We start from the raw sequence: 26674 nt of genomic DNA on the forward strand, positions 1-26674 counted from the left end.
CCGAACCGGGCCTCGCGTCGCGCCGTTACGCAATAACGGAGACAACATCATGTATTTAGGTATCGATATCGGGGGCACGTTCACGGATCTCGTGCTCATGGACGAAGAGGGCCGCGTAAGCACGACCAAGGCGCTGACCACGCCGGGAAACCTGGAGGCAGGCTTGTTCGAGGCCATAGACTACGCGGCGCAGGGCAAGGGGCTGTCCACCGGGCAACTGCTTGCCCGCATCACGACTTTCGGTCATGGAACGACGCAGGCGACCAACGCCCTGATCGAGCGCGATGGCGCGCTGACGGGCCTGATCACGACGAAGGGGTTTGGCGATACGCTCGCGCTGCAGCGCCTGAAAGGCTTTACGGCGGGGATACCCTCCACCCAACTGGGCTGGTACAGCCGCCGCCGGTATCCTCAACCGCTGGTGCCGCGGCATCTGGTTGAAGAGGTGACCGAGCGCGTCGACTATGCCGGAAGGGTGATTCTGCCTTTGGACGAGTCCGAGGTTCGAGCCGCCATAGCGCGCTTGCTCGAGCAAGGCGTCCAGACGTTCGCGGTGTCGCTGCTCTGGTCGTTCAGGCATCCGGCGCATGAGTTGAGAATACGCGAGCTGATCCGCGAGCAGGCTCCCGACGCCTACGTCAGCGTGTCGTGCGAGGTGGCGCCGTCCATCGGCGAATACGAGCGCACGGCAACCACGGCCATGAACAGCTATCTGGCGCTCAAGGTGGTGGCCTATCTGCGCAAGGTGGATGGCCTGTTGCGCGAGCAGGGCTTCAAGGGCAACTTCTTCGTGCTGAACAGCGCGGGCGGTGTCATGCCCGCCGACGAGGCGGCCAATCGCCCCGTCGCCCTGGTGACCAGCGGACCGACGGGCGGCGTCATGGGATCGCTGGAGCTTGCAACGGCCATGGGTCTTCGCAATGTCATCACCACCGACATGGGCGGCACCAGCTTCGATGTGGCGCTGATCGTCGATGGCGTTCCCATTGTTTCCGTCAACCACGAGGCGGGCGGCTTTCATTTGTCTTCTCCCATGATCGACATCCGCGCCATCGGCGCCGGTGGCGGGTCGATAGCGCGAGTCGAGCAAGGGCAGCTGCGCGTCGGCCCTGAAAGCGCCAGCGCCCGGCCCGGGCCCGTTTGCTACGGGCGCGGCGGAACCCGCGTCACGACGACCGATGCCGACGTGGTGCTGGGCATCATCGATCCCGACAATTTTCTGGGCGGACGCATGAAGCTCGACCGCCGCGCCGCCGAGGCGGCGATAGACGAACAAATCGCCAGGCCGCTGGGCCTGTCGGTGTATGAGGCCGCCGCGGGCATACGCCGCATCGTCGACGATCACATGGCGGATACGCTGCGCGAGGTAACCGTTGGCCGGGGCCATGATCCGCGCGACTTTACCCTGTTTGCCTATGGCGGAGCCGGCCCGGTGCATTGCGCGGGCTTCGGCGCGGAACTCGGAGTGCGGCGCATCGTCGTGCCGGCCACCAGCATGGTGCACTCGGCCTACGGGGCCTTGGCCTCGGACGTCCACTACAGCTCGGAGCGCAGCGAACCCATGTCCGGCGGCGGTGCAGGCAAGGCGCCCTGGGAGGGCCTGGATGCCGGTCGCATCGAGGAAATCTTCGGCGATCTGGAAAGCGAGGCGCTCGAGGGCGTCCTGCGTTCGGGCGTGGCCAGGGACGATACCGAGGTGGCGCGCAGCGTCGCCATGCGCTATCGCCGCCAGGTACATGATCTGCTCATTCCCTTTCCCGATGGGGAAATCGGTCCCGAGAGTGTGCGCGCGGTGGTGGAAAGATTCGAGAACGCCTACGAGGGCGCATACGGCAAAGGATCGGGATTCCGCGACGCGGGCGTCGAGATCAGCGCTTTCCATGTCAATGTCGTGGGCCGGCTGAAAAAGCCGGATCTTGTCGCCAATTCTCCCGATCAGGCGGCCAGGCCGGCCTCGAGGGAGGTGTTCGAGCCGCGCCAGTGCGTGGCGGTGAAAGCGCTGATCTGGCAATGGCTGGATCTGCCGGTGGGCCAGGTGGTCGACGGGCCCGCCGTCATCGAGCATCCCGAAACCGCCGTTTATGTAGGCGCCGGGCAATCCGCCAGCCTGGACGCCGCCGGCAACCTTTTGATCGATATCCAGGAGACGCAGGAATGAAAACCTCCACCACCCACAACGTCGATGCGATCAGTTTCGAGGTCATCCGCAACAAGCTGCAGGCCATCACGGAAGAGCAGGCCATTACGCTGAAGTCGGTATCGGGCTCGCCGGTCGTGACGGAAGCCACCGATTTCAACAACGGCTTGTACCTGGCCGACGGCTCCATCGTGACCATGGGGCCCCAGGTGATCTTCCATACGGGAACGATGTCCACGGTCATCAAGAGCATCATCGACGACTTCCGGCCCGAGGACATCCGGGACGGCGACATGTTCATCCTCAACGACCCCTACAAGGGCGCCATCCACCAGCCTGACGTTTCCATCGTGGCTCCTATCTTCCACGACGGCCGGCATATAGCATGGTCCGGTTCCTGCGCGCACCAGCTCGACATGGGCGGCATGAATTTCGGCAGCTGGGGCATAGGCGCAACCGAAGTCCAGCAGGAGGCCGTGCTGATCCCCGGTGTGCGCATTGTGGAGCAAGGCGTGCTGCGCGACGACCTGTGGCGCATGATCATGGGCATGACGCGGCTGCCGCACATGCTCGGCCTGGATTTGAAGGCCATGATCGCCGCAAACAACGTGGCGGCCAAGCGCCTGGGCGAGCTGATGGATCGTTATGGGGCCGGCACCGTCGAGCAGGTCATGCACGAGGAGATCGCCAGCAGCGAACGCAGCCTGCGTGAGCGCTTGCGGTCCATCCCCGACGGGAAGTTCCGCGCGCGCGACTATATCGAGCATGACGGCCACACCAACGAGCTGTTCCAGGTCGTGCTCACCGTCACCAAGCAGGACGATACGCTGACCTTCGATCTGGAAGGTACTTCGCCGCAGGCCGGCGGGTTCATCAACTGCACCATGTCGGGGCTGCGCGGCGCATTGTTCACCGGCCTGCTGCCCATTCTCGGGTATGACATGCGCTGGAACGACGGCGTCATGCGGCCGGTCGTCGTCAAGGCGCCGGAAGGAATCCTGTGCAATGCCACGCGGCCCGCGCCTACCTCGTCGGGCACCATCTCGGCGGCGTGGATTGTCATGAACACGGCTGTCGCGGCGCTGTCGCGCATGGTGGCCTGCTCTCCGGATCTCATGCGCGAAGGCCAGGCGGTAACCAAGGGCCACATGATGGTCATGACGCTCGCCGGCCAGGGGCGCGACGGCGAACCCTTCGGCACCTTCCTGCTGGATTCCACGGCGGGGGGCGGCGGGGCCTTCATCGACCACGATGGGCTGGACGGCTCCGGGGACTACGTCGTGCCGCAGCCGACCATTGCGAATGTCGAAGTCAACGAGGCTTATGGCCCTTATCTGTATTTGTACCGTTCCTTCGTGCCGGATACCGGAGGCCCGGGCGAACGGCGCGGAGGGGCCGGGGTGGGGCTGGCCGTTACGCCCTACGACACGGACAGCCTGAACGCCATGATGCTGGGACACGGCGTGGAGGTGCCCAATTCGATCGGCCTGCACGGCGGGCTGCCCGGCGCTTGCGGCAAGAACCTGCGGCGGATCGGTGGAGGCGATATCGCGGCGCTCGCCAGCCGCTATACCAGCACGGCATCGCTGCTGGCGGACGAGCGGACAGAGTCGCTGTGCGCCAAGCCGGGACGCATGCGCCTGGCGGCGGGGGACGTGCTTGCCTACACCTTCCAGGGAGGCGGCGGATACGGGGATCCGCTGCTGCGGAACCCGGAAGCCGTGGCTGCCGATGTGAAAAGCGGCCTGGTAAGCCGCGCGGCGGCATCGCTGCGCTATGGCGTCGTATTGACGGACGACGGCGCCGTGGATTTCCCGGCCAGTGTGCGCCAGCGCGACCAACTGCGGTCGGCCCGGATCGGTGGCAAGAAGCCGGCCCGGCCGCTGCCTTCACCCCAAACGGCGGCTCCCGTTCCCGCGGTAAGCGTCAACGGCGCCGGAAGTTTCGTCTGCCGCTGCGGCGCGGAGCTGGGGCGGATGGATGGCAACTGGAAGAAGCACGCCGCCACGCGGCGGCTGGCCGCCGCCGATATCGGCGAGCACCTGAAATTGCATGAGGAGCTGGAGATGCGCGAATTCAGCTGCCCGTCGTGCGCCACTCTGCTGGAGCTGGAGGTGGTTCGCAAAGACAGCGCTTCGCTGCATGACGTAGAACTGAAGGTATCAGAAGAAATTTTAGAACCCACGGAGACATAATCATGAACCATAAGATATTGAGCGGCGCCCTGCTGCTGGCAGCGGCGGCGTTTTCCTCGGCGGCGCCCGCCGCCGATGATCCGGCTGCGGCCGTTGCCAAGGCCAAGGCGCCGGTGGTCCAGTGGCAGGCGCCGCCTGCCGCGCCCGCCCCGGCCAAGGGCAAGACTATCTATGTCGTCACCTGCACATCCCAGGGCATAGGTTGCGTGCGGGCCGCCAACGGCGCCAAGGAAGCCGGCGAAAAACTCGGCTGGACGGTACGCGTCATCGACGGCAAGGGCGACCCCGGCACCTGGAATAGTGCAATACAGTCCGCGATTGCCGCGGGCGCCAATGGCATCATCATCGATGCCGTTCCCCCCATGCTGGTGGGCGATGGGCTGGCCCGCGCCGCCGCCGCGAAGATTCCGGTCGTATCCATCTTCAACCCGCCGCCCGATGCGGGCAGCCCGGTTTTCGCGTACGTGCGGCCCGATCACAGGGCGCAGGGCGTCCTGATGGCGAAATGGGTGGCGGCAGATTCCGGTGGAAATGCCAATATCCTCGTTGTTGAAGACAAGGAATTTCCAGAGCTGAACGAGAGGGTGGCTGGATTCAAGGCCGAGATCGTCCAGTGCGGCCAGTGCAAGATCGTGGGCAGCATCGAGTCCACCATCGGCACCATGGCGCAGCGCCTGCCGGGCGCTGTGGCGGCGGAACTGATGCGCAAGGCCAAGGCGGACTACATTGTGGCGCCTTTCGATTCCAACGCCTTCTTCGTGACAGAAGGGGTGCGCCAGGCCGGCAGGAGCGGCAAGGTCAAGGTGGCCGGCTACGAAGGCGATCCCCAGGCCATACAGGCCATTCGCGCGGGCACCCAGGCCATGACGATAGCCAATCCGGCGGAATGGATGGGGTGGCAGGCCATCGACGAGATGAATCGTGCGTTCGGCAAGGCCAAGCCCGCGAACATACCCGTGGCGTTCCGCCTGATCGATCGCAGCAACGCGCCCGCCACGAAGGGCTGGCTGGGCGACGTCGACTTCAGGGCCGACTATGAAAAGTTGTGGGGCAAGAAGTGATGGCCGATACGCCGTGGGCCTTGCAGGTTCGCGGCCTCAAGAAGAGCTATGGCTCGGCCGTGGCGCTGGCCGGCGCCGATTTCGAGTTGGGGCCATGCGAGATCCATGCCCTGCTCGGCGAGAACGGCGCCGGAAAATCCACCCTGATCAAGGTGCTGGCCGGTCTGTTGCGGCCCGACGAAGGCGAGATCCAGGTGTCGGGGCGCGATTGGCCCGCTGTGGCGACACCCCGCGATGCGGCGTCGTTCGGACTGCGGTTCGTTCACCAGGATCTTGGCCTGGTCGATGCCCTGAGCGTGCTCGACAATGTGGCGATCGAAACGGGCTACGTGACTCGCAAGGGGGGATTGATCGACTTTCCGGCGACCAGCCGGGCGGTATCCGAACGCTTGAGAGCGCTTGGCTCCGACATCGATCCTGGCCGATTGGTCGGCGACTTGTCGCAGGCGGAGAAGGTCATTACGGCCATCGCCCGCGCATTGGCCGGCCAGGCCAGAATCATTGTGCTCGACGAGGTGACGGCAAGCCTGCCGGCGCCGGAGGCGACGCGTCTGCATGGTGTGATCCGGCGCACCCGGGAGCAGGGCGTTTCGGTTGTTTTCGTAACGCATCGCATCGAGGAAATCTTCGGCCTGTGCGACCGGGCCACGGTGTTTGCCGATGGCTGCCGGGTGGCCAGTGCGGCGCTCGATCAGGTGGATCATGCGCAGATCGTTCGCTGGATCGTCGGCCGTGACGTGCAGCATCGAGCCAAGCCTGCGGCGTCCATGGCCCGGGCGGCATGCGTGCAGGCGCGGGGCTTGCTCGGCAAGGGCCTGAACAGCCCGCTGGATTTCGAGGTGGGCTGTGGCGAGGTATTGGGCATTACCGGGCTGGTGGGGTCGGGCTATGAAGCCGCCGCGCATTGGCTGGCTGGCGTGGGCAAGCCGGAAGCCGGCTCGTTCATGCTGGATGGGCAGGTGCTGCCGCTTGGCGATGCCGGTGCGTTGCGTGTCCATGGCTATCAAGTCATAAGCGGCGAGCGCGCGGCCAGCGTCTTTCCGGGGCTGACTGTCCGGGAAAATATTTTCGCGCTGGCCAAGCATGGGCGCGCGGGATCCATTTCCGCGGAACGGCGTCGCTGCGCTGAATTGATACGGCGGTTCGGAATACAGCCGGACGAGTGCGGCGAGCTGGAAATAGGGATGCTGTCGGGCGGCAACCAGCAAAAGGTCTTGTTCGCCAGGGCGCTGGAAAGCACTCCCCGGGCGCTGCTGATGATCGATCCGACCGCGGGCGTGGATATCGGCGCGCGCGCCGAACTGTACGACCTGCTCCGGCGGGAGACCGCGCGCGGCATGGCGGTAATTCTGGCGTCCAGCGATTTCGAGGAAATCGAATCGCTTGCCGATCGCGCGCTGGTGCTTGCCAATGGCAGTCCGGTGGCGTTGCTGGAGGGCGCGGCCCTGACCCAGTCGCGGCTCGTCTACGAGGCGCTAAAGCCGGTCGACGCTCAAAGAACAAGCGCGCAGGCCGATGACAAGGAGATACCAAGATGAAAATGACCACACGCCAAAGCGCAAGCCTCGGACTTCAGGCCGAGGTCAAGCGGGGCAAGGTCGAGACGGCGCCGAAAGCGACCCCGTCTCGCGCCGAAATGCGGCAGGCCGCTGAAAGCGGCTTTTCCTGGCAGTTGAAAAACTGGGTGTCCAATTATGGATTGGTGCTGGTGCTGATCGGAGTCGTGGTTTTGTTCGCGCTGCTGCGTCCCGATACCTACCTTAGCGCCGGCAATGCCCGCATGATCGCCTCGACCAATGCCGTGCTTGCTTTGCTGGCATTGGCGGCTATCCCCCCGTTGATCTGCGGGCAATTCGACTTGTCCATCGGTTTTCAGATGGCGCTGGCTCAATCCCTGGCGGCCGGTCTGGTATTGCATGCCGGCATGAGCCCGGTCGCGGCCATCGCCATTGCGCTGGCCGCGGGCCTGTTGATCGGCGTCGTGAATGGGCTGCTGGTTGCCTATGGCGGGCTCAATGCGTTCATTACGACGCTGGCCACCGGCATCGTCGTCCAGGGATGCACACAGTGGTATACGAACGGGGAATCGATTTTCGGCGCCTTGCCGTCGTGGTTTCTTGCCATGGGGCGGACCGACCTGGGCTTCGTGCCGCTGCCCCTGATTTACGTCCTGCTGGTGGGGGCATTGCTGTGGCTGCTTTTTGAATACACCACCTGGGGGCGGCGCGCTTTTGCAACGGGGGGAAATGTTCGCGCGGCCGCCTTGACCGGCATCGATGTGCGCCGCATCAGTTTTCAGTGTTTTGTCCTGGCCTCGCTGTTGTCCGCGCTGGCCGGCGTATTGTCGACCAGCATCCTGGGCTCGGCGAATCCGAACATCGGCGGCAATTTCCTGCTGCCCGCATTTGCCGCCGCTTTCCTGGGCGCCACCAGCATTCGGCCCGGCCGCTTCAACGCGCCAGGCACCGTGCTGGCCGTCTATGTGCTGGCGGCGGGCATCAACGGCTTGCAGCAGCTTGGCGCCGATTTCTACATCGAGCAGTTCTTCAATGGGCTGGCCCTTCTCATTGCCATTTCTCTTCCCAGGTGGTCCGCATGGCGACTTGCCCTCGTGAGCCGGCTGAGGCGTTGATCCGGCCCGTGGGCCGGTTGTATGCCGGCCTGCCTGGCTCTATGATGGAAGAACCCGCCTAGCGCTGGAGCAGCGGGAAATCGGGAGCGGGACATGAAGATTTTGATGGTGCTGACTTCGCACGGAAAACTGGGCGCTACCGGACGCCGTACCGGATTCTGGCTGGAAGAGTTTGCGGCGCCTTATTATGCGTTCAAGGATGCCTTCGCCGAGGTGACGCTGGCCTCCCCGCTTGGGGGCCAGCCGCCGCTGGATCCCGCCAGCGACGACCCTGCTTCGCAAACCGAGTCCATCCGGCGCTTCAAGGCAGACGACAAGGCTCAGGCTGCGCTCGCGCAAACGCAGAAGCTGTCCGAAGTGTCCGCGTCGGATTACGATGCCGTGTTCTATCCTGGCGGCCATGGGCCGTTATGGGATCTGGCCGAGAACGCTTTTTCCATCGGCCTGATCAAGTCTTTCCTGGCTGAGGGCAAGCCCGTTGCGGCGGTTTGCCACGCGCCGGGGGTGCTGCGCCACGTCAAGGATGCCGACGGCAGCCCGCTGGTCAAGGGCAAGAACGTGACCGGCTTTTCCAATACGGAAGAAACCGCGGCCGGCCTGGCCGATGTCGTGCCTTTCCTGGTCGAGGACATGCTCAAGAAAAACGGCGGTCATTACACCAAGGCCGGCGATTGGCAATCCCATTTCGTGGTGGACGGCTTGCTGGTTACCGGACAGAACCCGGCGTCCTCGGAGGCCACCGCCCAGGCGTTGCTCAAGCTGCTTGGGTGACGGGGCCGCCGGCGGGCGCCCGCCCGGCTTTCAGTCTGGCCGTTCTTCCAGGGCGTCGATGCGATCGGGATAGAACGCCAGATAGTCCTTGATCTGCGCAACCGAGGCCGGCGGCGTCTCGTACGTCCATACTGCATTGACCGAACGGGCGCCGCCCGCAGGAATGCTGTAGTAGCTGGCATCGCCCTTGTACGGGCAATGGCTGCTGTGGCGGGTGCGTTCCAGCATGGCCATGTCGACATCCTTGCGGGGAATATACTGGACTACCGGGTAGGAGGCTTCGCGCAGCGCAAGGGCTTGGCGGGTGTCGGCAATGATTTTGCCCGCGATGCTCACGATGACCCTGTTCGGATTGCGCTCTATCGTGATGGGATGATCGGGGCCGGGAATCTTGATTGATGCGTCGTTCATGTGCTTACCTATTTGCTGTGCAATGCTTGGCAACCGATTTTCCCAGCATATGTCCTTTGCCTGTGTGTTGGCAAGAGGCCGGTTCGATGCTTGCCGGCCGATGGCTAATACTGATAGGTGTATGTCAGCTGCACAATATTCAGGCCGGGATTCGGCGTCTTGATGTCGGCGTTCGAAAAGTGCGAAAGCCGCAGTCCCACTCGGCTGGACTCGGAAAGATACACGCCAAGCCCCAGATGGTCGCCGAATTGAAATGCGCTGCTCATCTCCTTGCCCGCAAAGCGTGTCCGCGTGAAAACGGTCGCCCCCACCCCAGCCTCGATGTAAAAACGCTGGTCTATCGTCCAGCGCAGAAACGGTATGGCGCTGAATTGCCAGGCATGCGATGGCCCGGGCGAGTGGTCGGCGGTCCAGTACGCGGCGCCGAGTTCGCCCACCAGGTCGAGCCGCCCGTTATTTCCAGAAAACCGGTGGCTCCAGAGCGAAGGCGATTCCCAGGCCAGCTCGTAGCGCTCGAAATGATCGCCGGAGCCCGCGCGAAGGCTTATTCCGCCGTTTGCCTCGTTGCGCAGGCTTGCCGCCTGCCCCGCGGCGGAGAAAAGCGCGCCGGCAAGAATCAGGCTGGAGGCGGCGAATCTGGCCGATCGGCGGCAGGTTTTACGCATTTGACTATCCTTGTTCGAAGAGAGGCGCGGAAAATCATTCGCGGGTACAAAGCACGGTCCGGAAATGACACAGTACCAAAAACAATGGGGCGGCTTGCGGGATTTCGCTTTTGGTAACGAACGGCGCGGCAGCCGTCTTGCCGATTTCAGCCGCGTTCGAGGCGGTTCGCCGGTTTCGGGAAGGTAGTTTTTAAGGTTTTTCGTTATATATTTATACTTAATAGATATAAAAGGGAGGTTGGCCTATGACTTGGAAAATTCATTTCGGCAACTGTGCGGCAGGCTTGGTCATCGGAAGCGCCTTGGCCATGGGCGCGCCGGTTCTGGCCCAGACGGCCGAGCAGGGGGGTACTATCGCGGCCTCGGGCAGCGGCGCCGTGCTGGCCTGCGTCACCTGTCATGGCCAGCACGGCGAAGGCATGGCGGCAGCCGGTTTTCCATACCTGGCGGGGCAAGGCTCGGCCTATCTGGCCGCGCAACTGGCGGCCTTTGCCAGCGGCGCCCGGAACAATCCCGTCATGGCGCCCATTGCCAAGTCCATGAATGCCGACCAGATCAAGGCGGTCGCCGCCTACTACGCAAGCCTGCCGCCGGTGTTCGACGCCAAGACCCTGAGCGGCCATCTGGACACCCAGCCGCCCAAAACCGCTACAGGGGCCTGGCTGGCAAACCGGGGCGACTGGAGTCGCGACGTTCCCGCCTGTATTCAATGCCATGGGCCTGGGGGAGTCGGTGTGGGCCAGAATTTCCCCGCCATTGCGGGCCAGTCCGCCGCCTATATCAAAGGGCAGTTGCTGGCCTGGAAGCAGCAAAAACGCGATCCGGGACCTCTGGGGCTGATGGGCGAGATCGCTCAGCGCATGGACGAAGCGCAAATTACGGCTGTGGCTGATTATTTCGCAGCCTTGCCTCAGCCGGCCAAAGCCGCCGCAACGCCCGTGCAAGGAGCCAAACGATGAAACCATTGTCCACGATCTTCGCTCGCAGCGTCTTGGTTCTGGCCATGTCCGGCATGGCGCCGGCAATGGCGCAAAACGCTCCCGCACCGGCCCCTGCGCCGCAGTTCACGCCGCCCGACTCTACGGCGATTCCCGACGACGAGTTCGGGAAAATGGTCAGGAAGGGCCAGGACATCTTCCTCAAGCCCAGCCTTTATGCCGGCAAGTTCGTCGGCAACGACCTGAGCTGCGCAAGCTGCCACATGGACGCCGGACGGCGCGCCGATGCGTCGCCGCTGTGGGCGGCCTATGTGCTGTATCCCGCGTACCGCGCCAAGAACGGGCACGTCAATACCCTGGCCGAGCGTCTGCAAGGCTGTTTCCAGTTCAGCATGAACGGCGCCAAGCCGCCGGCGGACAGCGAAGTCATCGTCGCGCTCGAGTCCTATATGTACTGGATGGCCAAGAACGCGCCTACCGGCGTCAAGCTCGCGGGGCAGGGCTTCCCCCGGCTGCCCAAGCCCCCCCAGGCCGCCGACTATGTACGTGGACAGCAGGTTTTCCAGAAGAATTGCGTGTTGTGCCACGGCGCCAATGGCCAGGGGCAAAGCGTCAACGGCCATATGGTGTTTCCGGCGCTGTGGGGCGACGGCTCGTTCAACTGGGGCGCGGGCATGCACAGCATTCCCACGGCGGCGGCTTTCATCAAGGCCAATATGCCGCTCAGCAAGGGCAACTCCCTGACCGACCAGGAAGCCTGGGACGTAGCCTATTACATGAATGCGCACGAAAGGCCGCAAGACCCCCGCTACAACGGCTCGGTCGACGAAACCCAACGAAAATACCACGATGCCAAGACCGATCTGTACGGGCAAAGGATCAACGGCAAAGTGCTGGGCGCCCGCTCGACGCCGCATGGCGGCAAGCTAAGGGCGGCGGCGCAGGACGAGGGGAAATAGCCGCCGCTCCGGTGCTATGATGAACAAGCCTATCTCGCCCTGGTGGTAATTGGCAATGGTAGGATCGGGGCTTGTTCGCAAGCCCTGGCAAGCCGCTTGTTCCAAAGTATTCTTGTTTACAGGAGTCGCCATGGATCGCCGCAACTTTCTTCGCTTGTCATCCGCCGCCGGGGCTTTGTACGCTTCGGGCATTGCCAGCCTGCCGGCGCGCGCCGCCTCGGTGCCGGTTGCGTCGGACTGGCGCACTTTCGAGCTGACGACGGAAATCAATATACAAGACCCGGGAGCCCATGCGCGCATCTGGGTTCCCGTGCCGTATGCCCGCAATACGTCGTACCAGCGCGCCGCGCAGACCACATGGCGCATCGAGGGCGGCGGCAGCGCGCGGCTCATGCTGGCGCCGGGTTACGACGTGCAGATGCTGGCCGCGCAGTGGCCGGATTCCCAATCGCCTCGCAAGATCAAGGTCGTCAGCACCTTCCAGACCCGCAATCGCCGTGTCGACCTGACTCAGCCGCCTTCGGCCGATGCGCCCGCTGAAAGCCGGGAGGTTCTTCGGCATTATCTGCAGCCTACCGCCTTACTGCCGACCGATGGCATCGTCAAGCAAACCGCCGACCGCATTACGCGCGGCCACCGAAGCGACCTGGACAAGGCGCGCGCCATATGCACCTGGGTGGTCTTGAACACCTGCCGCAAGGCATCCACGCCGGGCTGTGGCACCGGCGACGTGCGCTACATGCTCATAGCCAACGATCTCAATGGCAAATGCGCCGACATCAACTCCCTGTTCGTGGCGCTGGCCCGTGCTTCGGGCATTCCGGCACGCGACGCCTACGGGATACGGGTAGCCGCTTCCCAGTTGGGCTATCAAAGCCTGGGCGCGTCGGGCGATGTTACGGGGGCGCAGCATTGCCGCGCCGAATTCTACGCCTCCGGCTATGGGTGGGTGCCTGTGGATCCGGCCGACGTGCGCAAGGTCATGCTGCAGGAAGGCCAGGGCGATCTGCCGCTTTCCGATCCGAAGGTGCATGCCGCGCAGGTCATGTTGTTCGGCTCATGGGAAATGAACTGGGTGGCCTACAACCATGGCCACGACGTCGCCTTGCCGGGCGCCCAGCACGGTTCCGTTCCCTTTCTCATGTATCCCAATGGTGAAACCAGCGATGGCCGCCTGGACAGCCTGGATGCCAAGACGTTCAGCTACCGCCTGACGGCGCGCCAATTGGCAATATGACCACGCGCCAAAGCGCAAGCCTTGGCCTTCGGGTCAAGGTCTAGCGAGGCAATATCGATACGGCACCGAAGGCGCCGCCCCGGGCGGCTGGACGGGCTGCCGTCCGGGATGGCATTATTTGCTTTAATCCTAAAGGAGATAAGGCGTGACGTACGATGCAATAGTCATAGGCGCGGGGCATAACGGTTTGGCGGCGGCGGTGCATTTGGCGGCCAAGGGCTGGAAGGCGGCGGTTGTCGAGGCCAGGTCCGAGCCCGGCGGCGCGGTCAAGACCCAGGAGCTGACCTTGCCCGGCTTCAGGCACGACTGGGGCGCGATGAACCTGTCCATGTTCGCGGGCTCGGCCTTTCATGCCCGATACAAGGACGAACTGGCCGCGCATGGCCTGGGGTTCGTGCCGGCGCCTCATTGCTTCGCCAGCGTCTTTCGCGATGGCCAAAGCCTGGGGGTGGGGGGCGACCTGGAGCAGACGGTTGCCGATATTCGCAATCTGTCCGAACACGATGCCCAGGCCTGGCGCTCGATGGTCGACGATTTCAAGCAAAAGGCGCCGCATATCTTCGGGGTGCTGGGTTCGCCCATGCCGTCACTGGCCACGGCCAAGGTGCTGTGGCGCGCCTGGCGCCAGCTTGGCGCCACAGGCTTCTATGGCCTGCTGCGGCTGATGCTGTCGTCGCCCAGGGACTTCCTGAACGCCAATTTCGAGCACGAGAAAGTCAAGGCGCTGATGGCCACATGGGGGCTGCATGTGGATTTTGCTCCCGACGTGGCCGGCGGCGCGCTGTTTCCCTATCTGGAGTCCATGTCCAACCAGGCTTTCGGCATGGTCATCGGCCAGGGCGGCGCCGACACCATCATCAAGTCCATGGTCGGGCTGCTGCGGGCCAAAGGGGGCGAGCTGCTGCTTGATACTCCGGTGCAGGCCATCCAGACCGGTAATGGCGGCGCCGCGACGGGCGTGGTGCTGGCCGATGGCCGCACATTGCAGGCGCGGCGCGCGGTCATTGCCAATGTCCATCCCCGCAATGTATTCGGCCGGCTGCTGCCGGCCGGCGCGGCGCCCCAGGAATTCGAGTCCAAGGTGCAGGCTTTCCGTCCGGGCCTTGGCACCATGATGATCCATCTGGCGCTGAGCGGCCTGCCCGACTGGAAGGCCGGCGCCCAGCTTGGCCGCTACGCCTATGTGCATATCGCTCCCGACCTGGCGATGATGGCGCGAGTGTACGCCGAGGCCGCCGATGGTCTGCTGCCCGCCGAGCCGGCGCTGGTGGTGGGGCAGCCCACTGCCATCGATCCATCGAGGGCGCCGGAAGGGAAGCACGTGCTGTGGGTGCAGGTGCGCGTCTTGCCTGCTGAAATCCGGGGCGATGCGCTGGGCGGCATCGAGGCCCGAAACTGGGACGACGCCCGCGAGGCCTATGCCGACAGGGTGCTCGACATCATCGAAGGCTATGCACCGGGGCTGCGGCAGAAAATCCTGGGGCGCAAGGTGTTCTCGCCCTTGGATCTGGAACGCGAGAACCCCAATCTGGTTGGGGGCGACAGCATTTCGGGCAGCCATCACCTGGATCAGAACTTCCTGTTCCGGCCGGTGGCCGGCTATTCGCGCTACCGCACTCCGGTCAAATCGCTGTACTTGTGCGGCGCTTCGACCTGGCCGGGCGCCGGCACCGGAGCCGGCTCGGGTTTCATGCTGGCCAATATGCTGGCGAAATAGCCTTTACTGTTCTTGTGCGCCTACCGCGCCGCCTGGCGTGCGCCGGGCGCGCTCCATCAGCTCGAAGGCAGCCATGCCAGCCAGCATGGCCAGTACGAACAATGCGGCCTTGGCGTGTCCCGCCGTCAATGAAACCAGCGCCGGGCCGGGGCAAAAACCAGCCAGGCCCCAGCCAATGCCGAACGCCAGGCTGCCACCCGCCAACCGCCCGTCTATGGTCTTGTTTGACGGCAATTCCAGCCTGCCTCCGGCCAGTGTGCGGTTCCGGCGGCGGGCTATTCTGAAAGCGATGGCGCTGACGGCGATGGCGCCTGCCATGACCAGGCCGAGCGATGGATCCCATGCGCCCCGCAAATCCAGAAAACCGATGACTTTTCCTGGGTCGGTCATGCCCGAAAGAATAAGGCCGGTTCCGAAAAGCAGGCCGATGAAGAATCCAGTGATTGGCGGCATGTATCCAGGGCTCCGTTTCATGGTTTTTCATCCAGGCAATTCAGGCCAGTGCGTGGCGCACCGCAAACACGGTCAGGAATCCGGCCGCCATGAAGATGGCAGTGGCGGTCAGCGACCGGGGCGACATCCGGGACAGGCCGCATACCCCGTGCCCGCTTGTGCAGCCCGAGCCGTATCGCGTGCCCAGTCCCACCAGCAGGCCCGCAATGACCAGTGTCGGCCAATCCGCGTCGATACGGGGCGCAACGGCCGGCGCAAACAGCACCCATGCGGGCGAGGCCGCCAACAGCCCGGCAATGAATGCCAGCCGCCAGCCGATATCGCCCCGGCGGAAGCGCAGCAGTCCGCCCGTTATGCCGCTGATACCTAGAATTCGCCCCTGCAGCAAAAGAAAAAGCGCCACGGCAAGGCCGATGAGCAGTCCTCCCGCCAGCGAAGTCCAGGGGGTGAAGTGATTCCAGTCTATCGACATGAGCCTGCTCCCGGTTGGGCCGCGCAAAACTGCGCGTACAGTGTTTGCATGACGGCCAGTGTCTGGGGGCTGGCGATGCTGTAGTAGATATTCTTGCCTTCCCGCCGCGTCCTCACCATGGCTTCCGCGCGCAGCACGCCCAGTTGCTGCGAGAGCGTTGGCTGGCCGATTCCCACCATGGCCTCCAGTTCGCCGACGCATTTCTCGCCCTGGGCCAGTTGGCACAAAAGCAGCAGGCGATCCGGATTGGAAAGCGCCTTCATCAGACGGCAAGCCTGGCCGGCGGCGGTGCGCATGGCTTGCATGTCCAGGGCAATGTCGTGATTCATGGAATGAGTTTGCGTCATTTTTTTCGATTAATATTATATCAATAAATATTATATTAATGAATATAATGTTTGTGATGGCATGGCGCCGTTTCTTCCTGGGTCATTGTGGGGTTTTCAAATGCCACAATTGTTAGAATTTGAATATTTTGTTCAGAAAATAGATATATCTGGGCAAAAGTGGATATAATTTCTTCAGCCTGGCGGCTGGAAGCTCCACTGTGAGAGACGACAGCCAAGCCGGCGGCAAGACTGCTCGTAGAGGCAGGACAAGGTTCGCCTACTTCCTGGAGACTAAATAATGAAGTTAGCCAAGTTTTTCGCCGGCTGCCTGATGGTATTGGCCGGCAGCGCCGTTGCGGCGGCTCAGCCGGTGCCTGCCACGTCCGAGTCCGCGCATTCCGATTTACGGGTGCGGCTCTTGGGCACTGGCAGTCCCCTGCCGCAGACCTTTCGCTTCGGGCCTTCCACGCTCATCGAAGCCGGGAACCAGAAGTTCCTGTTCGACGCGGGGCGCGGTGTCATCCAGCGGCTTTACTCGTTCGGCATTCCCTTCAACGACGTCGACAAGCTGTTTCTTACGCACCTGCATTCGGATCACACCATCGGCATTCCCGACCTGTATCTGACCGGGTGGCTGCGCGGGCGCAATCATCCCTTGCATGTCTGGGGTCCGGTGGGCACACGCAACCTGATGGATGAACTGGCCAAGGCCTATAGTTTCGATATCAAGATCCGCCTGGACCACAACCCCGGCTCCAAAGTCGAAACCACCGAGTTCACCGCGGGCGTCATCTACGACCATGACGGCGTGAAAATCACCGCCTTCCCCGTCGATCACGGCGAAGCCAAACCGGCTTTCGGCTTCCGTATCGACTACAAGGGCCACCGTGTGGTGCTGTCGGGCGATACCCGCTATTCGCAAGAGGTCATCAAGCAGGCCAAGGGCGCCGATCTGTTGGTGCACGAAGTGGCCGCGGCATCCGACAAGCTCATGAAAACCTCGCCGAAGATTCCAAGAATCCTTGGCATCCATACTTCGCCCGAGGATGCCGGCCGGGTGTTCACGCAGGCCGCGCCGCGCATGGCCGTATACTCGCATATCGTGCTGTTCGGCGTGACCGAGAAAGAGCTCGAGGCGCGCACCCGCAAAACCTATTCCGGTCCCTTGACCATAGGCGAAGACCTCATGACCTTCGACATTGGCGACAAGATCACGGTAAGCAGGACGCAGCCCAAGGAATGAATCCGCGCGTCACGCCGGCGCGCATAACAAGCCGTTGCATGCGTGAGGAGAGTGGCGATGAGTAGGTGGCGTTCATGCGCGCAATAGGAATCGTGGCCGCGCTCGAGATGGAAATTGCCGAACTGCTCGGCCTGATGCAGGCCGACGTGGTTCGGCATCGCATTGGACGGCGCGATTACTACACCGGCAGCCTTTTGGGCTGCCCCTGCGTCATTGTTCTGGCGCGGGTCGGCAAGGTGGCGGCCGCCGCCACCACCGTGACGCTGATACGCGAATTCGGTGTGGCCAGCGTTGTCTTCACCGGCGTGGCCGGAGCCATAAGCCGGCATGTCAATGTCGGCGACGTCGTGGTGGCGCAGTCGCTGCTGCAGCACGACCTGGACGCCAGGCCATTGTTCCCCCGCTACGAAGTGCCGTTGCTGGGGCTCAGCCATTTCGACGCCGACCCGGACCTGACGCGCCGCTTGTCCTCATGCGCCACCGAGTATCTGCGGCAGGATCTTGCCGCCGACGGCCCGGCCCGTGCGCAACTCAGCGCGCAGTTCGGCATCACGCGTCCCGCCGTGCATGGCGGCATGATCATCAGCGGCGATTCCTTCATCAACGACGCGCAGCATGTCGAGGCCTTGAGGACTAGCCTGCCGGACGCCTTGTGCGTGGAAATGGAAGGCGCCGCGGTGGCGCAGGTGTGCCACGAATACGATGTTCCCTACGCGGTCATGCGCACGATCTCCGATCGGGCCGACGGCAGCGCCGGCATTGATTTCAATGCATTCCTGCAAGCGGCGGCAAGCCGCTACGCCACGGGCATACTGCGGCGTTTCCTGGTGTTGCAGCGTGAGCGGGACGCCGCGTAGCGGGCCTGATTTTCAATCGCCTCGCTGGGGTGTACGCTTGCGTAGCGTCAGGGGCCGGCCGGCGCGCCTACCTCAGAAAATTATCGCGCAGCAGCGATACGACCTCTTTGCCGCGGCCGTCCAGCACGGCCTTGATGCCGAAAAGCGCGGTCGACATTACCTGGCCTGCGTGGATCTCGGGCGGCATGACCAGTTCCATCCGGTTTACGGGAACGTCCAGCAAGGCCGGGCCCGGTTCAGTCAGCCAGGCGCGCATGGTGGCTTCCAGCTCGTTGGCGTTGTCGGCGCGATGGCCGGCAATGCCGCATGCCTTGGCCAGGGCGGGGAAGTCCGGATTTTGCAGATCGGTGTACGAGTCCAGCAGCCCCTCGACGCGCTGTTCCATTTCCACAAAACCTAACGAGCTGTTGTTGAAAACCAGGATTTTGACGGGCAGCTTTTCCTGCCGCAACGTCAGCAAGTCGCCCAGAAGCATGCTCAGCCCGCCGTCGCCGCACATGGCGATGACCTGCCTGCCGGGGCAGGCCGCCGCGATGCCCATGGCTTGCGGATAGGCGTTGGCCATCGTGCCGTGCAGCAGGCTCAGCAGGAAGCTGCGCGCGCCGGTCGCCCGGATGTGGCGCAGGCACCAGACCATGGGGCTGCCGCCGTCGGCGGTGAAGACGGCGTCGTCGGCCGCCAGCTTGTCCAGGGTGCTGGCCACGAATTGCGGGTGTATGAGATTGGGGTCGTCTTCCTGGGCTGAACGTTCGTAGTCTTCGCGGTCTTTCTCCCATTGCTTCAGGGCTTTGGCCAGATGGCTGGCGTCGGTCTTTTTTTTCAGGCGCGGCAGCAGGGCGTCGATGGTGTCGCCGACGTCGCCCTGCAGGCCCATGTGCACGGGCGCCCGGCGGCCCAGATGGGTGGCGTCGGAATCGATTTGCACGACCCGCTTTTTTTCGGCCCAGAACTGCGTGTACGCGAAATCGGTGCCCAGGCAAAGCACGAGATCCGCGTCGTCGATGGCGCCGACGCCGGCGCGGTTGCCAAGTATGCCCGTCATGCCGATGTGGAAGGCGTTGTCGGGCTCGATGAACTCTTTGGCGCGGGTGGTGTGGGCCACGGGCGCCTGCAGATGCCGGGCCAGGGCGACAACCTGGTCGTGCGCGTTCCGGGCGCCGATGCCGGCGTAAATCGTTATGTTGCCAGCTTCGTTCAGCATGGTTGCCAGGGTGTCCAATTCCTGGTCGCAGGGGCGTTGTACGGTTTTGGGGCGATGCACCGACCAGGCAAGCTTGTCGGTGGTTTCTTCCTGGAACATGTCGCCATTGACGATGACGACCGCCACGCCGCGCAGGTTCAACGCGGCCTGCGCCGCCATGGCCGTGATCCGCCGCGCCTGGTCGGGATGCGAGATGTACTCGCAGAACACCGATGTTTGCTCGTAGATCTTGCGTTGATCCAGTTCCTGCGGAAAGTTCAGGCCGGCTTCGGCACGGCCGATGTCCGAGGCGATCAGCAGCACCGGTGCGCCGTTGCGGTGGCTTTCGAAAATGCCATTGACGAAATGCAGGCTGCCCGGCCCGCAGGTTCCGGCGCACACGGCCAACTCGCCTGTCATGTAGGCTTCGCCGCCGGCCGCCAGCGCGCCGGCTTCTTCGTGGCGCACGTGCACCCAGCGCAGATCGCTTTTACGCAGCGCGTCGGTGAAATGGTTGATGGTGTCGCCCACGATGCCCCAGCAGCGCTTGGCTCCGGCTTGAACCAGGGTGTCGACGATGACTTCGGATACTTTGGGCATGGCGGTTTTTCCTTGGTGTTCTGCGACGTGGCGCTAGAAGATGGCGGCTGAACTGTCGGCGGTGGCGCGGGTGACGACCAGGTCGACGGCGGGCTTGAAGCTGTCCGCCCGGGCGGCAGCCCACCATTCGGCATAGAGCGTGTCTTCGGGGGCTTCCAGCAAGACCCCTTTGGGCAGGAAGGGATGAATGCGGTCCATGGGTTTTGCGGCTTCCGACCCCGTGCGGTGCATCAAGTGGTGGGGCTGCAGGTCGCGAGGGTGTTTCAGGCCGGCGGCCGCCACCATGTCGGTCAGGGCCTCGACGGTCTTTTTGTGGAAGCGCGCGGCGCGCTCGCCCTGGACTTCGGGAACCAGCCCGCGCTGGCGGGCGGGATCCTGGGTCGTGACGCCCGTGGGACAGGTGCCCAGATGGCAGCGCTGGGCCTGGATGCAGCCGATGGAAAACATGAAGGCCCGCGCCGCGTTGCACCAGTCGGCGCCCAGGGCGAGGTTCCGGGTAAGTCCCATGCCCGAATACACCTTGCCGCTGGCAACCAGCCTGACTTCGTCCTTGAGCCCGCAGCCGACCAGCGCGTTGCGCATCAGGATCAGCCCTTCGGTCAGCGGCATGCCCACCCAGTCGGAAAGCTCGATCGGCGCGGCGCCCGTACCGCCCTCGCCGCCGTCCACGACGATGAACTCGGGGCGGATGCCCGTTTGCAGCATGGCCTTCATGATGGCGAAGACCTCGTAGGGCTGCCCGATGCACAGCTTGAGCCCCACCGGCTTGCCGCCGGAAAGATCCCGCATCCGGGCGGCGAATTCCAGCATCTCGATGGGGTTGGAAAACGCCGAATGCCCGCGCGGCGAAAGACAGTCCTGGTACGCCGGCACGCCGCGCACGCGGGCGATCTCCTCGGTTACCTTGGCCGCCGGCAGCAAGCCGCCGTGGCCCGGCTTGGCGCCCTGGCTGAGCTTGATCTCGGTCATTTTGACCTGTTCGTGCGCGGCGCCGTCGCGGAACCGTTCGGGGTCGAACCGACCGTTCTTGTCGCGCGCGCCGAAGTAGCCCGAGCCCAGTTCCCACACCAGATCGCCGCCATGCTTGAGGTGGTGGTCGCTAAGTCCGCCCTCGCCGGTATCGTGGTAGAAATTGCCTTGCTTCGCCCCAAGGTTCAGGGCCATGACGGCATTGGCCGACAAGGCGCCGAAGCTCATGGCCGAGATGTTCAGCACCGAGGCCTGATAGGGCTTGCCGGTTTGCGCATTGCCCACTTCAACCCGCGGATCCAGGTCGGGATCGTCTTCGGGCGCAATGGAGTGCATGAGCCATTCGTAATCCTGGTTGTTGGTGTTGCGGTCGGTGCCGAAGGGATGAGTGTCGGTTTGGCCGCGCGCGCGTTCGTGCACCAGGTTGCGCGCTTCGAAGGGGTAGGGCGTGCCGGTCAGATTGTCCTCGACGATATAGGCGCGCAAAAAGGGGCGCAACTGGTAGAAGATCCAGCGGATGCGGCCCGCCACGGGGTAGTTCCGGGTAATCGTCCAGGACCTTTGCAGCCAGTCGAACAGTCCCAGCAGGATCAACGGCAAGGTAATCACCAGCAGCCAAAGCCAGTTGGCGTTGCGCCAGCTTAAGCCGATGGCCAGCAGCGTGACGACGAAGGCGGTAACGGGAATGAGCGCGCGTTTCAGGGTTCCGAGCATGTGGCTCCTTTCAGTGATTGCCGTTATTGCTGGACGGGCGGGGCGGACTCCTTGGGTCGGCTGGAAGCGCCGCCGCGATCGGTGATGGTTTGTTCGTGGAACAGGACTTTGCCTTCGTGGACGGCCAGGACGCTTCCTTGCGGCAGAGGCTCCCATGGCCCGTCGCTAAGCGCGACGCTGGCGAATACGACAATGTGGTCGGGCGGGTTTTGCAGGACGGCCCCGCTGCATTCGTGTATGCCACCCATTGTGCCGGGCTTAGGGCGCATGATGTGCAGGCCCGGCGCCATGGGCTCGGAAAGGCCATGCGCGGTTTCGTGCCGTCGGCGATCCGCGTGGACGAACAGCACATCGCCGTCCAGCCACAGGAAATTCGCCGATCCGAGCCTGGCCATGTCGGCGCAGAAGTCGCGAAAGACCTTGAATCGCGCGGCGTGATCGGCGGCTTCGGGCGCCAGCCGGGCCAGGCGGTCTAGCAGCAGAAGAAATGCGAGCTCACTGTCGGTTTCGCCCACCCTGTCGCGTATCAGGGGCTGCGCTTCAGGCGTTTGCTCGATGCCGTGAAGCGTACCGTTGTGGGCGAAATGGTGAAGGCGGCCGTGCACGGCGCGCCGGAAGGGGTGCGTATTGGCCAGTGATTTGGTTCCCGCAGATGCCCGCCGCACATGCGCCACGGTAATGGAGTGGGGTTCGGCGTGCGCGCGCACGAAGCGATCCAGCGGACTGTTGGCGGCCGGGGCGGCTTCGCGGAAATAATGCGCGTCCAGCCCTTCTGAAAACACAATGCCCCAGCCGTCGCGGTTCTGGTGCCGTTCGCCGCCCTCTGCCGCGAATCTGTCGAGATCGTAGCGAACAAGCACGGGGGAACTGGCTGATAATGCAAACAATTCACACATGATTTTTTCAGGGTACTGGGTTTTAAATTACAGGCGCATTAAAGACCGGGAGCGGCGGTGCTTATTGGCATATATGAAATATTGCTTTAGTACAATAGGTGCTTTCATAAAGAACGCCGCGAATGACTTTTGTAGTAACCGAAGCGTGCATCCAGTGCAAATATACGGATTGCGTCAACGTCTGCCCCATGGACTGCTTCCTGGAAGGGCCGAATTTCCTGGTGATCAATCCCGACGAATGCATCGATTGCTCCATCTGCGTGGCCGAGTGTCCGGTCGGCGCCATCTTCAGCGACCATGACCTGCCTCCCGACCAGCGCCATTTTCTCGAGATCAACCGCGAGCTTGCCGCCGATCCGGCATGGAAACGCCTGTCGCGCGCCAAAGAGCCCCTGCCGGATCATGAAAAGTGGGCGGGCGTCAAAGACAAGCTGTCGCTGCTGCAGCGCTGAGCTTCTCGCGTGCGTGGCCGGGCCCGACCGTAGCAGCGCACAAGGCAGGCCGCAGGCCGCGGTTTGCGCGGGCCGCCGAGCTACACTGTAATTTTCCTTCTTCGGACGAGTAAGCCCGTGATCGACGAACAACGTATTATCGAGCTTGAAATCAAGCTGACCCGCCAGGAAGATTTGGCTCAGGAACTGAGCCTGGCCGTTTATCGGCAGCAAAAGCAGATCGACGAGTTGCAGGCCTTGTGCCGGCTCATGGCAAAACGCCTGGACGACGGCTCCAGCGGCGCCGACCCCTACGCCCAGGAAAAGCCGCCGCATTATTGATCGAAGCGGGGCGAACACGCCGGAAACCATGCAACCGACAACGAGACGATGAGATGCGCAGCGACGAATTGACCAATGAACAGCTCCGGGCCATGCAGGCCAGGTTGACGACCAGCGTGCCGTACCGGATCGCGTTCGAGGACGAAGCCTTCATGACCAGCGCGGCGCTGCGCCCCGTGCGCCTGCAGCTCGAACTGCTGAAGCCCGAGCATTACCTGCACCATTACAAGGTCGACTCCACCGTCGTGGTGTTCGGCAGCGCGCGGATCGTGCCGCCCGACATCGCGCTGGCGGAGCTGGAGCGCGCCGAGCAACTGGCACGCACCCAGCCCGAAGACGAGCAGCTTGGCAGCGAGCTCCGGCGGGCGCGCAAGCGCGTGGAATACTCGCACTACTACAACGAAGCGCGGCGGTTCTCCATGCTGATCTCCGACCGCTTCCAGCGCGAAAGCCCCTGCCATTTCGTGGTGGTGACCGGCGGCGGCCCGGGCATCATGGAGGCGGGCAACCGGGGCGCCTACGATGTGGGCGCCATGAGCATCGGGCTGAACATTACGCTGGAGCACGAGCAAGAGCCCAATCCCTACATCAGCCCCGAGCTGTGCTTTCATTTTCATTACTTTGCGCTGCGCAAGATGCACTTCTTGATGCGCGCGCGGGCGCTGGTGGCGTTTCCGGGCGGTTTCGGCACCATGGACGAGCTTTACGAGGCGCTTACCCTCATTCAAACCCGCAAGGTACCGCGCATGCCTATCGTACTGGTCGGCAAGGAATTCTGGGCCAAGGCCATGAGCGTGGATTTCCTGATAGAAGAAGGTATGATAAACGCCGAAGACAAGGATTTGATGGAGATTGTCGAAACCGCCGAGGAAATTGTCGACATCCTCGAGCGGTTCTACCCGGATTGCACGGGCTGCGGCGCGTAGGGGCGCCAGCCAACAACACAATAATCAGGTTTACCAATCATGCAAGATACCAAAGCGGCGTCCTGGGGCGAATTGCTCTCGGGGCGCAATGGGCTGCGCTCCATTGCGCTGGCCGGCGGCGTGGCCCTGCACGCCGTCAACGTCTATATCGCCACCACCATACTGCCTTCGGTCGTCGAAGATATCGGCGGCCTGGAGTATTACGCCTGGAACACCACGCTGTTCGTGGCGGCCTCCATTTTCGGGTCGGCGATTTCGCCCAAGACCATGCATCTGTTCGGGCCCCGGCGCGCCTTCCTGGCGGCCATCATTCTGTTTGCACTCGGTACGGCGGTATGCGCGGCCGCCCCGACCATGCTCTGGATGCTGGCGGGGCGCACCGTGCAGGGTCTGGGCGGCGGGTTGCTGCTGGGCCTCAGCTATTCCTCCATCCGTCTTGTTTTCGAGGAACGCTTGTGGCCATTGGCCACCGGGCTTACCTCCAGCATGTGGGGGGTGGCGACGTTGTCGGGGCCGGCCATCGGCGGCATCTTCGCCGAATCGGGCCACTGGCGCTGGGCGTTCTGGGCGGTGCTGCCGTGTTGCGCCGGCCTGGCCTGGCTGGTGACGCAGCAGATCGCGGTCAAGGCTTCCGGGCAGCGCGAGGCGGTCAAGGTGCCGTTGCCGCAAATCGCCTTGCTGGTGGCTTCGGTGCTGGTCATTTCCATTGCCAGCCTGTCGCCCCACGTAGGGTGGAACGCGCTGGGCATTGCTGTGGGGCTGGTCATCGGCCTGGGCGTGGCCCGTATCGACAAGTCCGCCGCGGTGCGCCTGATGCCGACCGGCGGCTATGCGCTGAAAGGGGGAATGGGCAGTTTGTACGCTTGCGTCTGCCTGCTCAGCATAGGCATTACGGTCGAAGTGTTCGTGCCGTATTTCCTGCAGGTCATTCATGGATATGCGCCGCTGGTCGCCGGCTACATGACCGCCCTGATGTCGGCCGGCTGGACCCTGGGTTCGATCACCAGCTCCAGCCGCAGCGCCGCCACGGCCCGCAAGCTGCTGCGCAGCGGCCCCGTGGTGTCGGCCCTGGCGCTTGCGGCGCTGGCCGTGCTGGTGCCCTGGACAGATCTCAACGTGAACCAGGGGGCGATCTGGTGGCTGCTGCTGCCGTTGCTGGGCGTGGGGCTGGGCATAGGCATGTGCTGGCCGCATTTGCTCACGCAGGTGTTCAAGGCCTCGCCTCCGGGCGAGGAGAACATGGCTTCTTCGGCCATCATCACCATCCAGCTTTACGCCATGGCCCTGGGCGCCACATTGGGCGGCATGATCGCCAATGCGGCGGGCCTGACCCAGCCGGGCGGGCTGGAGGGCACGCGGCATGCGGCGCTGGCCTTGTTTGCGGTATTTACGCTTTCGCCGGCCGCCGCCGGCGTATTCATGGCCAGTATCTTGCGGACCAGACGGGCCGCCGAGCAGCCGGCAGCGGCCTGAGGGCGGCTGTCGGGCTGCCCGCCTGGCGCAGCGGGCGCACGGCCTGGCCTCGCCGGCCGGGTTGAAACAAGCCCGGGGTGGGCTTAAACCGCCTTGGGCAGGCGGAAGCGCTCGGGGTCAGGGCCGTGGCGCGCCTCGGGGTCGTGCAGGGCGCCGATGGCCTTCATGTCGTCGCCGTCCAGCGTGAAGTCGTAGATATGGAAGTTTTCCTTGATGCGGCTGGGCGTGATGGATTTTGGAATGACCATATTGCCCAACTGGGTGTGCCAGCGGATGATCACCTGGGCCACCGTGCGGCCATGCTTTTGCGCAATGCCCGCCAGCACGGGGTTTTCCCAGAGCATGCCGTTGCCCAGCGGGCTCCATGATTCGGTGATGATGCCTTTTTCCGCATGGTATTCGCGCAGTTCGGGCTGCTGGAAGCGCGGATTGAGCTCGATCTGGTTGACCACCGGCAGCACCCCGGTTTCGTCCAGCAGGTTTTGCAGGTGGGGGATGTTGAAATTGCACACGCCGATGGACTTGACGCGCCCCTCGTTGCGAAGTTGAATCAAGGCTTCCCAGGTTTTAACATACAGGCCTATTTTGGGCGCCGGCCAGTGGATGAGGTACAGGTCCAGGTAGTCCAGTCCCAGTTTTTGCATGCTTTCGTCAAAAGCCGCCATTGTTTCGTCATAGCCGTGGCGGTCGTTCCAGACCTTGGTGGTAATGAAAAGCTCGCTGCGATCCAGGCCGCAGGTTTTGATGCCTTCGCCCACGCCCGTTTCGTTGCCGTAGATGGCGGCGGTGTCGATCAGGCGGTAGCCGACGTCCACGGCGGTCTTGATGGTTCGGGCGACAATGGAATTGTCGATCTGCCAGACGCCGAAGCCTAGCTGCGGTACGCTATTGCCGTCGTGGAACGTAACGGTGTTCATAATGGTGCTCATGATGCTCTCCGTAATACAGGCGCGCTGCCGCGAGGATTCGCCGGATGGGCCGGACGGCGCGCTAAGCGGGGTATGCTGGTAGTTTCAGGCCCTGGGGCGTGTTTTACCGGGTTGGTAGTTTTGATTATACGTATGTT

General features: G+C 63.5%; 25 protein-coding genes. 16 read left to right on the forward strand and 9 right to left on the reverse strand.

The window, feature by feature from the left end; translation table 11 throughout:
* Nucleotides 1–49: 49 nt before the first annotated feature.
* The 6 genes from VNT00_RS13275 (at nt 50) to VNT00_RS13300 (ending at nt 8796) form a co-directional block, all read left to right on the forward strand.
* Entirely contained in the window at nt 50–2158 is a 2109-nt protein-coding gene (locus VNT00_RS13275; protein WP_325588216.1) for a hydantoinase/oxoprolinase family protein, read from the forward strand.
* The gene (locus VNT00_RS13280) at nt 2155–4332 is read left to right on the forward strand and encodes a hydantoinase B/oxoprolinase family protein (RefSeq protein ID WP_325588218.1); all 2178 of its coding nucleotides are present in this window, start codon (nt 2155–2157) and stop codon (nt 4330–4332) included. Before VNT00_RS13275 ends, VNT00_RS13280 begins: the two co-directional genes overlap by 4 nt.
* Before the next feature lie 2 nt (nt 4333–4334).
* Entirely contained in the window at nt 4335–5393 is a 1059-nt protein-coding gene (locus VNT00_RS13285; RefSeq protein WP_325588220.1) for a sugar ABC transporter substrate-binding protein, read from the forward strand.
* A complete protein-coding gene (locus tag VNT00_RS13290) occupies nt 5378–6931 on the forward strand; it encodes a sugar ABC transporter ATP-binding protein (RefSeq protein ID WP_325588222.1) in 1554 nt (517 codons plus the stop codon). Before VNT00_RS13285 ends, VNT00_RS13290 begins: the two co-directional genes overlap by 16 nt.
* A complete protein-coding gene (locus VNT00_RS13295; protein WP_325588224.1) occupies nt 6928–8025 on the forward strand; it encodes an ABC transporter permease in 1098 nt (365 codons plus the stop codon). Before VNT00_RS13290 ends, VNT00_RS13295 begins: the two co-directional genes overlap by 4 nt.
* A 93-nt stretch (nt 8026–8118) precedes the next feature.
* The gene (locus VNT00_RS13300; RefSeq protein ID WP_325588226.1) at nt 8119–8796 is read left to right on the forward strand and encodes a type 1 glutamine amidotransferase domain-containing protein; all 678 of its coding nucleotides are present in this window, start codon (nt 8119–8121) and stop codon (nt 8794–8796) included.
* A 30-nt stretch (nt 8797–8826) separates the two neighbouring features.
* Here the strand turns inward: VNT00_RS13300 and VNT00_RS13305 are convergent, their stop codons facing one another.
* A complete protein-coding gene (locus VNT00_RS13305) occupies nt 8827–9207 on the reverse strand; it encodes a DUF427 domain-containing protein (RefSeq protein WP_325588228.1) in 381 nt (126 codons plus the stop codon).
* A gap of 104 nt (nt 9208–9311) precedes the next feature.
* Nucleotides 9312–9872 carry an acyloxyacyl hydrolase gene (locus tag VNT00_RS13310; RefSeq protein WP_325588230.1) on the reverse strand — a complete coding sequence of 187 codons (561 nt, stop codon included), beginning with the start codon at nt 9870–9872 and terminating at the stop codon, nt 9312–9314.
* A gap of 245 nt (nt 9873–10117) precedes the next feature.
* Between VNT00_RS13310 and VNT00_RS13315 the strand changes: the two genes are divergently transcribed.
* The 4 genes from VNT00_RS13315 (at nt 10118) to VNT00_RS13330 (ending at nt 14723) form a co-directional block, all read left to right on the forward strand.
* Nucleotides 10118–10831 carry a c-type cytochrome gene (locus tag VNT00_RS13315; protein ID WP_325588232.1) on the forward strand — a complete coding sequence of 238 codons (714 nt, stop codon included), beginning with the start codon at nt 10118–10120 and terminating at the stop codon, nt 10829–10831.
* On the forward strand, nt 10828–11769 hold the full coding sequence (locus VNT00_RS13320) for a c-type cytochrome (protein WP_325588234.1): 942 nt from the start codon (nt 10828–10830) through the stop codon (nt 11767–11769). Before VNT00_RS13315 ends, VNT00_RS13320 begins: the two co-directional genes overlap by 4 nt.
* 130 nt (nt 11770–11899) lie before the next feature.
* Nucleotides 11900–13006 (forward strand): transglutaminase-like domain-containing protein, encoded by a 1107-nt coding sequence (locus VNT00_RS13325; protein ID WP_325588236.1) that lies wholly within the window; start codon nt 11900–11902, stop codon nt 13004–13006.
* Nucleotides 13007–13151: 145 nt separating this feature from the next.
* Nucleotides 13152–14723: a phytoene desaturase family protein gene (locus VNT00_RS13330; RefSeq protein WP_325588238.1), complete on the forward strand. Its 1572-nt coding sequence runs from the start codon at nt 13152–13154 to the stop codon at nt 14721–14723.
* Nucleotides 14724–14726: 3 nt separating this feature from the next.
* Here VNT00_RS13330 and VNT00_RS13335 read toward each other — a convergent pair whose 3' ends face one another.
* The 3 genes from VNT00_RS13335 to VNT00_RS13345 are packed head-to-tail and all read right to left on the reverse strand — an operon-like array spanning nt 14727 to nt 15977.
* Nucleotides 14727–15176 (reverse strand): DUF6691 family protein, encoded by a 450-nt coding sequence (locus VNT00_RS13335; RefSeq protein ID WP_325588240.1) that lies wholly within the window; start codon nt 15174–15176, stop codon nt 14727–14729.
* Nucleotides 15177–15216: 40 nt separating this feature from the next.
* Complete coding sequence (locus VNT00_RS13340) at nt 15217–15648, reverse strand: YeeE/YedE family protein (RefSeq protein WP_325588242.1); 432 nt, start codon at nt 15646–15648, stop codon at nt 15217–15219.
* The gene (locus tag VNT00_RS13345; protein ID WP_325588244.1) at nt 15639–15977 is read right to left on the reverse strand and encodes an ArsR/SmtB family transcription factor; all 339 of its coding nucleotides are present in this window, start codon (nt 15975–15977) and stop codon (nt 15639–15641) included. The genes VNT00_RS13340 and VNT00_RS13345 overlap by 10 nt, the downstream gene beginning before the upstream one ends.
* Before the next feature lie 298 nt (nt 15978–16275).
* Here VNT00_RS13345 and VNT00_RS13350 point away from each other — a divergent pair, with 298 nt between their 5' ends.
* Both VNT00_RS13350 and VNT00_RS13355 read left to right on the forward strand, forming a co-directional pair.
* Nucleotides 16276–17220 carry an MBL fold metallo-hydrolase gene (locus VNT00_RS13350; protein ID WP_325588246.1) on the forward strand — a complete coding sequence of 315 codons (945 nt, stop codon included), beginning with the start codon at nt 16276–16278 and terminating at the stop codon, nt 17218–17220.
* Between the two features lie 74 nt (nt 17221–17294).
* The gene (locus VNT00_RS13355) at nt 17295–18077 is read left to right on the forward strand and encodes a 5'-methylthioadenosine/adenosylhomocysteine nucleosidase (protein WP_325588248.1); all 783 of its coding nucleotides are present in this window, start codon (nt 17295–17297) and stop codon (nt 18075–18077) included.
* 67 nt (nt 18078–18144) lie between these two features.
* On the opposite strand, the gene VNT00_RS13360 is transcribed toward VNT00_RS13355, so the two are convergent.
* The 3 genes from VNT00_RS13360 to VNT00_RS13370 are packed head-to-tail and all read right to left on the reverse strand — an operon-like array spanning nt 18145 to nt 22400.
* Complete coding sequence (locus tag VNT00_RS13360) at nt 18145–19857, reverse strand: thiamine pyrophosphate-dependent enzyme (RefSeq protein WP_325588250.1); 1713 nt, start codon at nt 19855–19857, stop codon at nt 18145–18147.
* A gap of 33 nt (nt 19858–19890) precedes the next feature.
* Entirely contained in the window at nt 19891–21540 is a 1650-nt protein-coding gene (locus tag VNT00_RS13365; protein ID WP_325588252.1) for an FMN-binding glutamate synthase family protein, read from the reverse strand.
* Between the two features lie 23 nt (nt 21541–21563).
* A complete protein-coding gene (locus VNT00_RS13370) occupies nt 21564–22400 on the reverse strand; it encodes a class II glutamine amidotransferase (protein WP_414650939.1) in 837 nt (278 codons plus the stop codon).
* Nucleotides 22401–22558: 158 nt separating this feature from the next.
* Here VNT00_RS13370 and fdxA point away from each other — a divergent pair, with 158 nt between their 5' ends.
* The 4 genes from fdxA to VNT00_RS13390 all read left to right on the forward strand — a co-directional run bounded on the left by fdxA (nt 22559) and on the right by VNT00_RS13390 (nt 25608).
* Complete coding sequence (gene fdxA / locus VNT00_RS13375; RefSeq protein WP_325588256.1) at nt 22559–22888, forward strand: ferredoxin FdxA; 330 nt, start codon at nt 22559–22561, stop codon at nt 22886–22888.
* 117 nt (nt 22889–23005) lie between these two features.
* Nucleotides 23006–23209, forward strand: a complete 204-nt coding sequence (locus VNT00_RS13380; protein ID WP_325588258.1) for a SlyX family protein — start codon at nt 23006–23008, stop codon at nt 23207–23209.
* A gap of 53 nt (nt 23210–23262) precedes the next feature.
* Nucleotides 23263–24135 (forward strand): LOG family protein, encoded by an 873-nt coding sequence (locus tag VNT00_RS13385; protein ID WP_325588260.1) that lies wholly within the window; start codon nt 23263–23265, stop codon nt 24133–24135.
* A 39-nt stretch (nt 24136–24174) separates the two neighbouring features.
* Nucleotides 24175–25608: an MFS transporter gene (locus VNT00_RS13390; RefSeq protein WP_325588262.1), complete on the forward strand. Its 1434-nt coding sequence runs from the start codon at nt 24175–24177 to the stop codon at nt 25606–25608.
* Between the two features lie 83 nt (nt 25609–25691).
* On the opposite strand, the gene VNT00_RS13395 is transcribed toward VNT00_RS13390, so the two are convergent.
* The gene (locus VNT00_RS13395; RefSeq protein ID WP_325588264.1) at nt 25692–26537 is read right to left on the reverse strand and encodes an aldo/keto reductase; all 846 of its coding nucleotides are present in this window, start codon (nt 26535–26537) and stop codon (nt 25692–25694) included.
* Nucleotides 26538–26674 lie beyond the last annotated feature (137 nt).

Source organism: Eoetvoesiella sp. (genome assembly GCF_035555955.1).
In the GTDB taxonomy this organism is placed as follows: domain Bacteria; phylum Pseudomonadota; class Gammaproteobacteria; order Burkholderiales; family Burkholderiaceae_B; genus Eoetvoesia.

What these genes read in the sequence shown, in the direction of transcription:
- VNT00_RS13310 (WP_325588230.1), bottom strand. Translation starts at nt 9,872, where the DNA reads ATGCGTAAAACCTGCCGCCGATCGGCCAGATTCGCCGCCTCCAGCCTG.
- VNT00_RS13305 (WP_325588228.1), bottom strand. Translation starts at nt 9,207, where the DNA reads ATGAACGACGCATCAATCAAGATTCCCGGCCCCGATCATCCCATCACG.
- VNT00_RS13285 (WP_325588220.1), top strand. Translation starts at nt 4,335, where the DNA reads ATGAACCATAAGATATTGAGCGGCGCCCTGCTGCTGGCAGCGGCGGCG.
- VNT00_RS13390 (WP_325588262.1), top strand. Translation starts at nt 24,175, where the DNA reads ATGCAAGATACCAAAGCGGCGTCCTGGGGCGAATTGCTCTCGGGGCGC.
- VNT00_RS13275 (WP_325588216.1), top strand. Translation starts at nt 50, where the DNA reads ATGTATTTAGGTATCGATATCGGGGGCACGTTCACGGATCTCGTGCTC.
- VNT00_RS13360 (WP_325588250.1), bottom strand. Translation starts at nt 19,857, where the DNA reads ATGCCCAAAGTATCCGAAGTCATCGTCGACACCCTGGTTCAAGCCGGA.
- VNT00_RS13340 (WP_325588242.1), bottom strand. Translation starts at nt 15,648, where the DNA reads ATGTCGATAGACTGGAATCACTTCACCCCCTGGACTTCGCTGGCGGGA.
- VNT00_RS13280 (WP_325588218.1), top strand. Translation starts at nt 2,155, where the DNA reads ATGAAAACCTCCACCACCCACAACGTCGATGCGATCAGTTTCGAGGTC.
- VNT00_RS13320 (WP_325588234.1), top strand. Translation starts at nt 10,828, where the DNA reads ATGAAACCATTGTCCACGATCTTCGCTCGCAGCGTCTTGGTTCTGGCC.
- VNT00_RS13385 (WP_325588260.1), top strand. Translation starts at nt 23,263, where the DNA reads ATGCGCAGCGACGAATTGACCAATGAACAGCTCCGGGCCATGCAGGCC.
- VNT00_RS13365 (WP_325588252.1), bottom strand. Translation starts at nt 21,540, where the DNA reads ATGCTCGGAACCCTGAAACGCGCGCTCATTCCCGTTACCGCCTTCGTC.
- VNT00_RS13325 (WP_325588236.1), top strand. Translation starts at nt 11,900, where the DNA reads ATGGATCGCCGCAACTTTCTTCGCTTGTCATCCGCCGCCGGGGCTTTG.
- VNT00_RS13350 (WP_325588246.1), top strand. Translation starts at nt 16,276, where the DNA reads ATGAAGTTAGCCAAGTTTTTCGCCGGCTGCCTGATGGTATTGGCCGGC.
- VNT00_RS13295 (WP_325588224.1), top strand. Translation starts at nt 6,928, where the DNA reads ATGAAAATGACCACACGCCAAAGCGCAAGCCTCGGACTTCAGGCCGAG.
- VNT00_RS13315 (WP_325588232.1), top strand. Translation starts at nt 10,118, where the DNA reads ATGACTTGGAAAATTCATTTCGGCAACTGTGCGGCAGGCTTGGTCATC.
- VNT00_RS13345 (WP_325588244.1), bottom strand. Translation starts at nt 15,977, where the DNA reads ATGAATCACGACATTGCCCTGGACATGCAAGCCATGCGCACCGCCGCC.
- fdxA (WP_325588256.1), top strand. Translation starts at nt 22,559, where the DNA reads ATGACTTTTGTAGTAACCGAAGCGTGCATCCAGTGCAAATATACGGAT.
- VNT00_RS13335 (WP_325588240.1), bottom strand. Translation starts at nt 15,176, where the DNA reads ATGCCGCCAATCACTGGATTCTTCATCGGCCTGCTTTTCGGAACCGGC.
- VNT00_RS13395 (WP_325588264.1), bottom strand. Translation starts at nt 26,537, where the DNA reads ATGAGCACCATTATGAACACCGTTACGTTCCACGACGGCAATAGCGTA.
- VNT00_RS13355 (WP_325588248.1), top strand. Translation starts at nt 17,295, where the DNA reads ATGCGCGCAATAGGAATCGTGGCCGCGCTCGAGATGGAAATTGCCGAA.
- VNT00_RS13300 (WP_325588226.1), top strand. Translation starts at nt 8,119, where the DNA reads ATGAAGATTTTGATGGTGCTGACTTCGCACGGAAAACTGGGCGCTACC.